Below are 12,528 nucleotides of genomic sequence, written 5' to 3'. Positions count from 1 at the left end.
GCGGTATGACCTGCGTTTCCCGCTTGTCGTTTCTTCCTTCGAGGAAACACTTGCGTGTTCTCTCAGGACCCAACAGTGCGCCGATATAACTCTCTTCCCACCGGCACTCGGGCCGGCAGTCATGAAGAAAATGCTTGTCAGTGTTCCACCCATGAGCAACCGCAGTCCCACATGTGGGGACTAAACGGCCTCTGCCAGCGAGGACACAACCTGTGTCGGCCCTCGACTGGAGAATGCTCCTTAGAAAGGAGGTGATCCAGCCGCACCTTCCGGTACGGCTACCTTGTTACGACTTCGTCCCAATCGCCGATCCCACCTTCGACGGCTCCCTCCACAAGGGTTAGGCCACCGGCTTCGGGTGTTACCGACTTTCATGACGTGACGGGCGGTGTGTACAAGGCCCGGGAACGTATTCACCGCAGCGTTGCTGATCTGCGATTACTAGCGACTCCGACTTCACGGGGTCGAGTTGCAGACCCCGATCCGAACTGAGACCGGCTTTAAGGGATTCGCTCCACCTCACGGTATCGCAGCCCTCTGTACCGGCCATTGTAGCATGTGTGAAGCCCTGGACATAAGGGGCATGATGACTTGACGTCGTCCCCACCTTCCTCCGAGTTGACCCCGGCAGTCTCCTGCGAGTCCCCGCCATTACGCGCTGGCAACACAGGACAAGGGTTGCGCTCGTTGCGGGACTTAACCCAACATCTCACGACACGAGCTGACGACAGCCATGCACCACCTGTATACCGACCACAAGGGGGCACCTATCTCTAGGTGTTTCCGGTATATGTCAAACCCAGGTAAGGTTCTTCGCGTTGCATCGAATTAATCCACATGCTCCGCCGCTTGTGCGGGCCCCCGTCAATTCCTTTGAGTTTTAGCCTTGCGGCCGTACTCCCCAGGCGGGGCGCTTAATGCGTTAGCTACGGCACGGATCCCGTGGAAGGAAACCCACACCTAGCGCCCACCGTTTACGGCGTGGACTACCAGGGTATCTAATCCTGTTCGCTACCCACGCTTTCGCTCCTCAGCGTCAGTTACTGCCCAGAGACCCGCCTTCGCCACCGGTGTTCCTCCTGATATCTGCGCATTTCACCGCTACACCAGGAATTCCAGTCTCCCCTGCAGTACTCAAGTCTGCCCGTATCGCCCGCAAGCTTGGGGTTGAGCCCCAAGTTTTCACGGACGACGCGACAAACCGCCTACGAGCTCTTTACGCCCAGTAATTCCGGACAACGCTCGCACCCTACGTATTACCGCGGCTGCTGGCACGTAGTTGGCCGGTGCTTCTTCTGCAGGTACCGTCACTTTCGCTTCGTCCCTGCTGAAAGAGGTTTACAACCCGAAGGCCGTCATCCCTCACGCGGCGTCGCTGCATCAGGCTTTCGCCCATTGTGCAATATTCCCCACTGCTGCCTCCCGTAGGAGTCTGGGCCGTGTCTCAGTCCCAGTGTGGCCGGTCGCCCTCTCAGGCCGGCTACCCGTCGTCGCCTTGGTAGGCCATTACCCCACCAACAAGCTGATAGGCCGCGGGCCCATCCTGCACCAGTAAACCTTTCCAACCCCCGCCATGCGACAGGAGCTCATATCCGGTATTAGACCCAGTTTCCCAGGCTTATCCCAGAGTGCAGGGCAGATCACCCACGTGTTACTCACCCGTTCGCCGCTCGTGTACCCCCGAAGGGGCCTTACCGCTCGACTTGCATGTGTTAAGCACGCCGCCAGCGTTCGTCCTGAGCCAGGATCAAACTCTCCGTTGAAGACTCTAGATTTCGCAGCCGAAGCCACTAATCAGTCATAGACATCGAGTCAAATCACTAGCAAAATAAACTCAAACTAGCTGTTTGCGCTGACCATCCCAGACGGAAGAATGAGACGATCAGCAAATACCCACCACAAAAAGTGGTGGAGTACCAAAATTTGGCACTGACATTCATCGACACACTGTTGAGTTCTCAAAGAACACGCGCACACCATCACTCGAAACTTTGCAGTTCCTCATTCCGGGGCAACCGTTCCAGCCTAACCCGCACCGGCACCGGATGCAAATCCGGCCCCCGCAGGAGTTTCAGCAGATTCGCCAGGCGCTCCCCGTACAACCTCGTTTTCCCTCGCTGACCTGTGAAGATCGCGGCCGGGTCGGTGTCCGTGTCGCTCTGACCTGGAATAAGTTACGGGGCTTCGCCGCGTTTCGCCAAATCACCAGGTCAGAGGGCCGGTCGTGCGTCGGGGGTTGGAGAAACCCCAGGTAGCGCGAAGGGGGCGGGACGACTCCCGCCCCCTTCGGGCCGAACTAGATCGACGTGACGCCGGACACGTCAGCCCGCCAGGGACTTGATGCCGGCGAAGTTCTTGCGTCCACGGCGGATGACCAACCACTGACCGTGCAGCATGTCCGCGGCCTGAGGCTCCCAGTCCTCGGCCTCGACACGCTGGTTGTTCACGTAGGCCCCGCCCTCCTTCACCGCGCGTCGCGCGGCGCCCTTGCTTTCGCACAGCCCGCTCGCGACGAGCAGATCGACGATGGTGCGCGGCTCCCCTGCCCCGACCTCGACGATCGAGGCTTCCTTCAGGGCCGCGGCGAGCGTCGACTCGTCGAGCTCGGCCAGCTCCGCGCGACCGAACAGGGCCTTGCTGGCGTGCTCGACCGCGTCGGTGTTGGCCTGTCCGTGCACGAGGGTCGTCATTTCCGCGGCGAGGCGGCGCTGCGCCTCACGTGCCTGCGGACGTTCCGCGGTCGCGGTCTCGAGCTCGGCCAGCTCCTCCTGCGAGAGGAACGTGAACCACTGCAGGTAGCGCATGACATCGGCGTCACCGGTGTTCACGAAGTACTGGTACCAGGCGTAGGGGCTGGTCATCTCCGGGTCGAGCCACAGGCTGCCACCACCGGTGGACTTGCCGAACTTCTTGCCGTCCGAGGACGTCACGAGCGGCACCGTCATCGCGTGCACCGACGCCCCGTCGAGCTTTCGATTGAGGTCGACGCCGGCGATGATGTTGCCCCACTGATCGGAGCCTCCGACCTGGAGCGTGCAGCCGTAGTTGCGGCGCAGGTGCACGAAGTCGTTGGCCTGCAGCAGCATGTAGCTGAACTCGGTGTAGGAGATGCCGTCGGACTCGAGGCGACGCTTGACCGTGTCACGGGCGAGCATGACGTTCACCGAGAAGTGCTTGCCGATGTCGCGCAGGAAGTCGATCGCCGTGAGCTTGGACGTCCAGTTCGCGTTGTTCTCGATGACGGCTCCCGTCGGCGAGTCGTCGAAATCGACGAACCGCTCGAGCTGGGACCGGATGCGGTCGGCCCACTCGGCGACCGTGTCCGCGGAGTTCATGGTGCGCTCGCCGACATCGCGCGGATCGCCGATCATGCCGGTAGCACCACCGGCGAGGACGATCGGGCGGTGACCGGCACGCTGGAAGCGCCGGAGCGCCAGCAACGGCACCAGGTGTCCGGCGTGCAGGCTCGGTCCGGTCGGATCGAAACCGGCATACAACGTGACTGGGCCGGTCTCGGTCTCGCGACGCAGTGCGTCCAGATCGGTCGACTGGGCGATGAGCCCCCGCCAGGTCAGTTCGTCAAGAATGTTCTCAGTCACGCACCCGATCATCCCACCGCGTGGTGGGAGCCGATGCGCGCGGGCTGCGGCGATACGCCGACACCGCCGGCGAACCGTCGAGCCAGAGCCGCCAGGGGCGGTCGGCGGCGACGGCTATCCCCACCCGCGGACCGCTGAGGTAGGCGGTGGCATCGCCCAGGGTCAGCCGCATTCCCGGGTCGACGCCGAAGAGATCGAACCCGTTGTGCTCGAGCGTGAGCCCCATTGCGGACCCGAGGTTCCCGGGCCCGCGGGCGGCGTCGGCCGCCCGACGGATCGCTGGACGCCGGGAGGCCACCAGCTCGTCACCCTCCACGATCTCGGCCGCACGCAGCAGGACACCGCCGGCGACGCCGGCGGGACCGTACGACACGTTCGCGCAGAAGTGCATGCCGTAGCTGCGATACACGTACAGGTGTCCGGCCTCACCGAACATCACCGCATTCCGGGGCGACCGGCCCCGGAATGAATGAGACGCCGGATCGGGCCACGGACCGGAGGGGTCGCCGCCGTACGCCTCCACTTCGACGACTCGCGCACGGACCGTGCCGACGGTCAGCATGCCACCGAGGACGGCCCGCGCAGCGTCGAGCGGATGCCCGGCGTCCCGCAGCGTCTCTCGGCCTGTGAGGGTCACGGTCACGATTGTGCACGTATACGCGTTCGATACCGGCGAACCGTTGACCCGCTGCTCACATCGGACGAATAATTCATCGAGCGATGAGTTCATCAGCCGATGAATCGAGGTCGACATGACCGGAACATCCGAGCCGTTCGCGGCGGACCCGCTCGCGGGCGCGGCCGCCGTCGAGATCCAGGGTCTGACCGTGCGCCGCGGCGGTGCACCCGCACTGCGGGACGTGAACCTGTCGATTCCCCGCGGAACGGTCACCGGGCTGCTGGGGCCGTCGGGATGCGGCAAGACCACCCTGATGCGGTGCATCGTCGGAACCCAGATCGTCGAGTCCGGCACGGTGACCGTTCTCGGGCAGCCTGCCGGTTCGGCGCCGTTGCGGCGCCGGGTCGGATATGTGACCCAGGATCCCAGCGTCTACCTCGACATCAGCATCCGCGACAACGTGCGGTACTTCGCCTCGCTCTACGGACGTGGGAACGACGCGGTGGCGGAGACGATCGAAGCAGTCGGCCTGACCACGCATGCTCACCACACGGCCGGCGCCCTGTCGGGCGGTCAGCTCAGTCGCGTGTCCCTCGCATGTGCCCTGGTCGGACAGCCCGAGGTGCTCGTCCTCGACGAACCGACCGTCGGACTGGATCCGGTGCTGCGCGCCGAGTTGTGGGAGCACTTCGCCTCGCTGGCCGCGTCGGGCACGACGTTGCTCATCTCGAGTCACGTCATGGACGAAGCCGACCACTGCGAGAATCTCCTGCTCCTGCGCGACGGCCGCCTGCTCGCCCATGTACCGCCGGACGAACTGCGGCGCCGGACCGGCAAATCCAATCTCGAGCAGGCGTTTCTCGTTCTGATCCGGGACCAGCAGGTGGGAGTCCAGCGATGATCGTCAATCCACGGATCTACGCGTCGAGCACCACCCGCATCCTCCGCCAACTCCGCATGGATCGGCGCACGGTCGCGATGATCCTGGTCGTGCCGTCGCTGATCATGGTGCTGCTGTACTTCCTGTATCAGAACGTGCCCACCCCACCCGGCCAGATCCCGCTGTTCGACCGGATCGCGATCACGATGCTCGGCATCATCCCGTTCGTCGTGATGTTCCTGGTGACATCGATCGCGATGCAGCGCGAACGCAGTTCCGGGACCCTCGAGCGACTGCTGACCACTCCCCTGTCGAAGCTCGATCTCCTTGCCGGGTACGGGACCGCGTTCTCGATCGCCGCGACGGCGCAGGCGGCGCTGGCGTGCGCCGTCGCGTTCGGCTTCCTGAGCCTGACCACGCAGGGCAGCATCGTCTGGGTGATCCTGATCGCCGTGGTCAACGCGGTGCTCGGCGTCGCGCTCGGGCTGCTGTGCAGCGCGTTCGCCCGCACCGAGTTCCAGGCCGTGCAGTTCATGCCGGTGATCGTGATCCCGCAGCTCCTGTTGTGCGGTCTCCTCGTGCCACGAGGACAACTCCCACAGTGGCTCGAGTGGATCAGCAACGTCCTCCCGCTCAGCTACGCGGTCGAGGCGCTCCAACAGGTGGCCACGCATCCCGGCACGACGGCGCTAATGTGGCGCGATCTCGGCGTCGTCGTGCTGTTCGTCGTCGTCGCACTGGTCCTCGGGGCCGCCACGCTCCGTCGGCGCACACCGTGATGGCTGAGCCGACCGCGTCACCGACCCGCAGCGGGCGCCGGCCGGGACCGTCGGTGACGCGCGACAGGATCCTGTGCGCCGCCCGACATCAGTTCGCCGACAAGGGATTCGATCACACCACGATCCGGTCGATCGCGTCCGAGGCAGGCGTCGACTCGGCGCTGGTGCATCACTACTTCGGGACGAAGCAGCAACTGCTCATCGAGGCGATCGCACTGCCGATGGATCCGACGGCGATCCTCAGGACGTTCGAGTCCGTGCCGGTCGACCGGCTCGGTGAGGCGCTGGCACGTACCGTGATCGGCATCTGGGATTCGCCGCACCAGCCGGCGGTCGTTGCGGCGGTCCGGTCGGCGCTCACAGGGGGTCGCGAAGGGCTACTGCGCAGCTTCCTGCTGGAGGTGGCCCTCCGGGGCATCGTCCCGCGGGTCGATTCGCCGCCGGGGACAGGTGAGCTACGCGTCGCGCTCGTCGCCTCGCAGATGGCCGGGCTGTTCGTCACCCGCCACCTGCTGGGCATCAAGGCACTCGGCGCGCTCTCCACCGACGAGGCCGCGCTCCTCGTCGCGCCGACCCTGCAGCGCTATCTCACCGGGCCGCTCGACTGAGCGGTCAGGAGTCCGATGCCGCGACGCCGCGCCCGACGAAGTCCTCGTGCTCGGCGTCGGTGACATCGCGTGCTTCGTCGATCAGCAGCACCGGGATGCCGTTCTCGATCGGGTACGCGCGGCGCAGCCGAGGGTTGTACAGCACCTCGTCGCCGACCAACAGCAACGGCCCCTTGTCCTGCGGGCACGCCAGAATGCTGAGCAGGGTGGGATCAATAGCCACTTCAGTCCTCTCGGGCCGTCCGGAATCTCGGCTGGTCCAGGCTACAAGTCGACGCCGGGCCGGCTACGCGGGCACCCCACCCGGCTTCGCCGGCAGGTCACCGAACCGGGCCGCCGCAGCCTTCGTGAATCGCTTGTACCTGCCGCTGCCTGCGTCGAGGTACCACGCGCGCACGCTCGGCCTGGGCATGCCGCCCGCCTGGAGCTCGGCCGCCCGAGGGCGGTACGACGCACCCAGCGGAATCTCGTCCACCACGTGCACGACGTCCGGGCACTGCGCCAGCGGCAGCTGTGCGAGAGTGGCCGTGATCTCGGCGGCGCTGGGCACGCGTCCGTCGTGGACGGTGAACGCCGCGACCGCCACCTGGTCACCTCCGGCGGGAAGGCCGTAGGCAACCGCAAGATCGACCTGCGGCATCTCGCCGAGCGCGTCGACGATCGGCTGCGTGAACACCGGCCCGCGGGCCGCGGCGACGACGGTGTGCTTGTGGTCGACGAGCCAGTAGTCGCCGTCCGGGTCGCGGCGGAAGAGGTTCTCCGTCGGGACCCACGCGTCACCGGCCGCGAAGACGCCGCGCATCACGCCGGATGCCGCCTCGGCGGCGGAGCCGGGTCGCCCGAGCAGAAGCCCGACCTCGTCGTCCGCGCACTCGCGGACGAACCCACGCTCGTCCTCGAGTAGCCGGCCCGCGACCGGGTCGTACGCGCCCAGCCGGACTTCCGCGCTGCCGGGCAACGGCCGGCCCTTCGAACCGACCTTCGCACCGGAGACGTTGACCAGCACGACGTCGCCCTCGGTGGACGCGTAGAACTCGAGCACCCGCGCCGGCGCGAACCGCTCGGTGATCCGGCGCCACAGGCCGGGCGGCATACCGGACCCGATGAACAGACGGACCGGGTGCCCCTCCTCGAGGGGCAGTGACTTGGCGTCGAGGATCTCGCGCATCGAGGTCCACGTGTAGCTGACGACCGTCACGCCGTAGCGGTGGATCTCCTCAGCGAAACGCTCCGGATCGAGGCCGCGAGACAGCGCGATGCGGGCCCCGCCGGCCACCGCGCCACCGAGAGTCGCCATCAGGCCCGAGGAATGATGCAGCGGCGCAAGGCAGTACACGGTGTCGCCGCGGCTGAGCGACGCCGCCGACGCGGTGCCGAACGCCGACAGCGCCCACCGGTAGTTGGTGATGAACTTCGCCTCGAGGTTGCCGGTCGACCCGCTGAAGATCACGAACGCGAGTTCGCGCGCCAGTCCGGGGTCGGGCCGGTACCACCCGGGCAGCCTCACCGCAGCCGGGTCGATCTGTTCGAGGTCGACGACGTCCGGTCCCAGCTCGACCGGGAGACCACGGAACTCACCGCCGCCGAGGACCAGCACCTGCTTGCCGGTCACGACCGCGTCCTCGAGGTTGTCGGGGTCCGCGACGATGCGGTCCACCCGGCCCAGTCGGACCGCCTCGTCCAGGTCGCCGCCGGGAGGCAGCAGCACGGCCACGGCGCCGAGCCGGCTCAGCGCCGCGATCGTCACCAGCGCGCTCGGCCGCGTCTCCATCAGGACGCCGACGTGGGTGGCGGGTCGGACGCCGGCGTGGACGAGTCCCCGCACCACGTTGTCGATCCGCGTGTTGACGGCGGCGTTCGTGTGTACGCGGTCGTCGAACAGGAAGCACTCGCCGCCGGGCGCCTGGCGTCCCTGCTCGGCCAGCAGCAGACCCAGCGAGATCCGCGACCGCGGCTGCAACTGGCCCAGGCGGACCAACCGCGGCAGTGCGCGGGCCGCCTCGACCGAGAGTTCGCGGGTGCCGCGCACGGTGTCGGTCGCGAAATCGGCGATGCCCTTCCCCACGCCGACGCCGACCTCGGCGATCGACGCGACGGTGTGGGTGATCCGGTTGGTGAAGCTGACGCCGCTGTCGACGCCGGACGGCTCGTCGTGGATCATCACGTCCACCGACTCCGGTCGCGGCCCGATGCCCTCCCGCCAGCGCACCCATTCACCGGTGGTCGGCCACGTGCGCGCCGCCGCAGCCGATCCGACCACGAGCCCGAAATGGCCTGCACGCAAGGTCGATTCGAACACCTCGGCGCGGGGCGCGGCCCGTTTGATCCCGCGGACGGCGAGGGGCTGACCGATGTCGTCGACCTCGCCGACGAACGCCAGGATCGGGCACGAGATCTCCGCCAGACTGACCGCGGTGTCCCTGATGACGAAGCCGCCGGTCATCATCCGGTTGTGCACGATGAACTGCTTGAGCAGTTCCGCTACCGCCGGCCCCGACCACGCGACCCAGCCGTCCTGCGCCAGGAAGCGGCGCTGCTGCTCACGCGGGAGCAGCGCGTCGCGGTCGTGCAGTTGCCGGAGGAAGTCGAAGCGGGACTTGGCCGTCTTCACCGGATCGAGCAGTTGGAAACCGGTCCGCGCCATCCAACCGGCGATCGACAGCCGGTTGAAGACGTGGTCGGCCAGCAGGTCGGCGCCCCTGGTGGCGACGCCGGCCGGAATGTTGAAGGGCAGCGCGGCGAGCGTGTCGACGGGCGCCCCGAACGTGACGAGGCTGGCGACGTTGCGGCACCGCCGGTAGGCCGCGGCCTGGTAACAGAACATGCCGCCCTGCGAATAGCCCGACAGGTGCACGTCGCGACCGGTGTGCTCGTGGACCAGGTCGACGATCTCGCTGATCGCGACGATGTGGTCGGCGAGCGTCCGGTCCCATCCGCCCTCCTCGGCGTCCGGGGAACCGAAGTCGACGACCCACGGGTCCAGACCCATCTCGTGCAGGATGCCGACCGCACCCTGATCACGCGTGACGTCGTAGACGTCCGCCGACATCATCATCGGGGGGACGAGGACGATCGGCGGGCCCACCTCGGCCGGATCCGTGTCCGGGAAATAACGGCGCAGGCGATACATCGGGGCGCGCTCGACGATCTGGAACGGGGACGGCGTCGCACCCGTCTCCAGACCGCCGAGGCGTACCACCTCGAGACCGTTCTGCGCCGTGGCGATTGCCCGCCGAAGCGAACCCACCACGTAGTCGGAACTCAGACTCACCAGCGCACTCCCCCAGCAACCCATCGTGACTTTCATCACATCCTGTTCGATGAGCCTTTCACACTACTGCGTGCGTAGGAGCGCGGTTAAACCGAGTGGTTCTCCGATTCTCGTTACGCGCAGGTCCACTCGCGCAACGAGTTCGCCGACCGACGCACACCGCCGAGCTGTTCCGCGACGCGGATCCCGGCCGTGCCGCCGCGCGCACTGCGCGACGCGATCGACCCGTGGACCGTCAGGACCTCCCGCACCGCGGGAGTCAGCGCCGGATCCACACCGGCCAGCTCCTCGTCGGTGAGCTCGTCGAGCCCGACGCCACGCGCCTCCGCGACGCGAACGCACGCGCCCGCGGCCTCGTGCGCCACCCGGAACGGAACGCCCTGACGCACCATCCACTCCGCGATGTCGGTGGCGAGCGTGAAGCCCGCCGGAGCCAGCTCCTCCATACGATCCGTATGGAACTCCAGCGTGGAGACCAGGCCGGTGATGGCCGGCAGCAGCAGCTCGAGCTGCGCCACCGAATCGAACACCGGCTCCTTGTCCTCCTGCAGGTCGCGGTTGTACGCGAGCGGCTGCGCCTTGAGCGTCGCCAGCAGTCCGGTGACGTTGCCGATCAGACGCCCGGCCTTGCCGCGGGTCAGCTCCGAGACGTCCGGGTTCTTCTTCTGCGGCATGATCGACGACCCGGTCGACCACGCGTCGGCGAGCGTGATGTACCCGAATTCCGGTGTGCTCCAGATGATGACCTCTTCGGCCATCCGGGACAGGTCCACCGCGATCATCGCGAACACGAACGCCGCCTCGGCGGCGAAGTCGCGCGACGATGTCGCGTCGATCGAGTTCTCCGCGGCCGCGTCGAAGTTCAACTCGGCGGCGATCGCGTCGGGATCGAGCCCCAGCGACGACCCGGCCAGCGCCCCGGATCCGTACGGGGACACTGCGGCCCGCTTGTCGAAGTCCCGCAGGCGCTCGACGTCGCGCAGCAGCGGATGCGTGTGCGCGAGCAGGTGGTGCGCCAGCAGCACCGGCTGCGCGGCCTGCAGGTGCGTCTTGCCCGGCATCACGGCCTCGGGGTGTGCAGCTGCCTGCGTCGCGAGTGCCTCGACGACGTCGAGGACGCCGTCCGCGACCCGGCGGACCGCGTCGCGCAGCCACATCCGGAACAGCGTGGCCACCTGGTCGTTACGGGAGCGGCCCGCACGCAGCCGGCCACCGACCTCGGGGCCGACCCGCTCGATCAGACCGCGCTCGAGCGCGCCGTGGACGTCCTCGTCGGACTCCGCCGGCCCAAACGCGCCGGAGGCGACGTCCGCAGCGAGCCTGGTGAGGCCGTCGAGCATGGTCGCCAGGTCGGCCTCGCTGAGGAGGCCGGCCTTGTGCAGGACCTTCGCGTGTGCCTGCGACGCCCGCACGTCGTACGGGGCCAGAACCCAGTCGAAGTGCGTCGACTTACTCAGGGCCGCCATGGCGGCGGCCGGTCCGGACTCGAACCGGCCGCCCCACAGGGCGCCCTCGTTGGTGCCGTGGGCAGTCATCGACTAGAGGCCCAGATCGCGCTTCGCGGCGACCTTGGACGACAGGCCGTGGATGTTGACGAAGCCCTTGGCGTACGACTGGTCGAAGGTGTCGCCCTCGTCGTAGGTCGCCAGGTTGAAGTCGTACAGCGACTGTGGGCTGCGACGGCCGTTGACGGTGATGGCACCGCCGTGCAGGAACAGGCGGATGTCGCCGGTGACGCGCTCCTGGGTCTTCGCGACGAACGAATCCAGCGCGTCCTTGAGCGGCGAGAACCACAGGCCGTCGTAGACCAGCTCGCTCCAGCGCTGCTCCATCTGACGCTTGTAGCGGCCCAGCTCGCGCTCGAGGGTGAGGTGCTCGAGCTCCTGGTGCGCGGTGATGAGGACCATCGCTCCCGGGGCCTCGTAGATCTCGCGGCTCTTGATGCCGACGAGGCGGTCCTCGACGACGTCGAGGCGGCCGACGCCCTGCGCGCCGGCGCGCTTGTTGAGCTCCTGGATGGCCTCGAGCACCGTGACCGGCTTGCCGTCGATCGCGACCGGCTTGCCCGCCTCGAAGCTGATGATCAGCTCGTCGGGGCTGTTCCAGTTCAGGGTCGGGTCCTGCGTGTAGTCGTAGACGTCCTTGGTGGGCGCGTTCCACAGGTCCTCGAGGAAGCCCGTCTCCACCGCGCGGCCCCACACGTTCTGGTCGATCGAGAACGGCGAACGCTTGGTGACGTTGATCGGGATGTTGTTCTCCTCGGCGAAGGCGATGGCCTTCTCGCGGGTCCACGCGTAGTCGCGGACCGGCGCGATCACCTCGAGGTCGGGAGCGAGCGCACCGAAGCCCACCTCGAAGCGGACCTGGTCGTTGCCCTTGCCGGTGCAGCCGTGCGAGACGACGGTGCCGCCGTGCGCGCGCGCAGCCTCGACGATGTGCTTGACGATCAGCGGGCGGCTGATGGCCGAGACCAGCGGGTAGCGGTCCATGTAGAGCGCGTTCGCCTGGATCGTCGGCAGGCAGTACTCGTCCGCGAACTCGTCACGGGCATCCACCACGACCGACTCGACGGCGCCGCAGTCGAGGGCACGCTGACGCACGACCTCCATGTCCTCGCCGCCCTGGCCGAGATCGATGGCGACGGCGACGACCTCTTTGCCGGTCTCCTTGCCGATCCAGCTGATGGCCACCGAGGTGTCCAGCCCGCCGGAGTAGGCGAGTACGACGCGTTCAGCCATGGTGTGTGTGCTCCTTAGAAATCGAAGTGTTCGA

Annotated in this window: 9 protein-coding genes and 1 rRNA gene; 3 read left to right on the top strand and 7 right to left on the bottom strand. The window is 67.1% G+C overall.

The genetic code is table 11. The annotated features are described in order from the left end of the window. Positions 1-244: 244 nt before the first annotated feature. The 3 genes from ABI214_RS01250 to ABI214_RS01240 form a co-directional block, all read right to left on the bottom strand. A 16S ribosomal RNA gene (locus ABI214_RS01250) occupies positions 245-1,763 on the bottom strand. A gap of 558 nt (positions 1,764-2,321) precedes the next feature. Continuing rightward, positions 2,322-3,599: a tyrosine--tRNA ligase gene (gene tyrS, locus ABI214_RS01245; protein ID WP_348605408.1), complete on the bottom strand. Its 1,278-nt coding sequence runs from the start codon at positions 3,597-3,599 to the stop codon at positions 2,322-2,324. Further along, positions 3,592-4,242 carry a DNA-3-methyladenine glycosylase gene (locus ABI214_RS01240; RefSeq protein ID WP_348605407.1) on the bottom strand — a complete coding sequence of 217 codons (651 nt, stop codon included), beginning with the start codon at positions 4,240-4,242 and terminating at the stop codon, positions 3,592-3,594. The genes tyrS and ABI214_RS01240 overlap by 8 nt, the downstream gene beginning before the upstream one ends. A 109-nt stretch (positions 4,243-4,351) precedes the next feature. Here ABI214_RS01240 and ABI214_RS01235 point away from each other — a divergent pair, with 109 nt between their 5' ends. The 3 genes from ABI214_RS01235 to ABI214_RS01225 are packed head-to-tail and all read left to right on the top strand — an operon-like array spanning position 4,352 to position 6,485. Continuing rightward, the gene (locus tag ABI214_RS01235) at positions 4,352-5,119 is read left to right on the top strand and encodes an ABC transporter ATP-binding protein (protein ID WP_348605406.1); all 768 of its coding nucleotides are present in this window, start codon (positions 4,352-4,354) and stop codon (positions 5,117-5,119) included. Next, positions 5,116-5,877 (top strand): ABC transporter permease, encoded by a 762-nt coding sequence (locus tag ABI214_RS01230; RefSeq protein WP_348605404.1) that lies wholly within the window; start codon positions 5,116-5,118, stop codon positions 5,875-5,877. Before ABI214_RS01235 ends, ABI214_RS01230 begins: the two co-directional genes overlap by 4 nt. Next, the gene (locus ABI214_RS01225; protein WP_348605403.1) at positions 5,877-6,485 is read left to right on the top strand and encodes a TetR/AcrR family transcriptional regulator; all 609 of its coding nucleotides are present in this window, start codon (positions 5,877-5,879) and stop codon (positions 6,483-6,485) included. The genes ABI214_RS01230 and ABI214_RS01225 overlap by 1 nt, the downstream gene beginning before the upstream one ends. Positions 6,486-6,489: 4 nt before the next feature. On the opposite strand, the gene ABI214_RS01220 is transcribed toward ABI214_RS01225, so the two are convergent. The 4 genes from ABI214_RS01220 to ABI214_RS01205 all read right to left on the bottom strand — a co-directional run bounded on the left by ABI214_RS01220 (position 6,490) and on the right by ABI214_RS01205 (position 12,494). Beyond that, positions 6,490-6,708, bottom strand: coding sequence for a Trm112 family protein (locus ABI214_RS01220; RefSeq protein ID WP_348605401.1), 219 nt, complete (start codon positions 6,706-6,708; stop codon positions 6,490-6,492). 63 nt (positions 6,709-6,771) lie between these two features. Continuing rightward, complete coding sequence (locus ABI214_RS01215; protein ID WP_408587485.1) at positions 6,772-9,780, bottom strand: acyl-CoA synthetase; 3,009 nt, start codon at positions 9,778-9,780, stop codon at positions 6,772-6,774. Positions 9,781-9,869: 89 nt separating this feature from the next. Beyond that, the gene (argH, locus tag ABI214_RS01210) at positions 9,870-11,291 is read right to left on the bottom strand and encodes an argininosuccinate lyase (protein WP_348605399.1); all 1,422 of its coding nucleotides are present in this window, start codon (positions 11,289-11,291) and stop codon (positions 9,870-9,872) included. A gap of 3 nt (positions 11,292-11,294) precedes the next feature. Beyond that, complete coding sequence (locus ABI214_RS01205; RefSeq protein WP_127916647.1) at positions 11,295-12,494, bottom strand: argininosuccinate synthase; 1,200 nt, start codon at positions 12,492-12,494, stop codon at positions 11,295-11,297. Positions 12,495-12,528 lie beyond the last annotated feature (34 nt).

It is taken from the genome of Prescottella soli, assembly GCF_040024445.1.
Taxonomy (GTDB): domain Bacteria; phylum Actinomycetota; class Actinomycetes; order Mycobacteriales; family Mycobacteriaceae; genus Prescottella; species Prescottella soli.
Note: the sequence above shows the minus strand (reverse complement) of the source record. Positions and strands in the feature narration are given on the sequence as shown.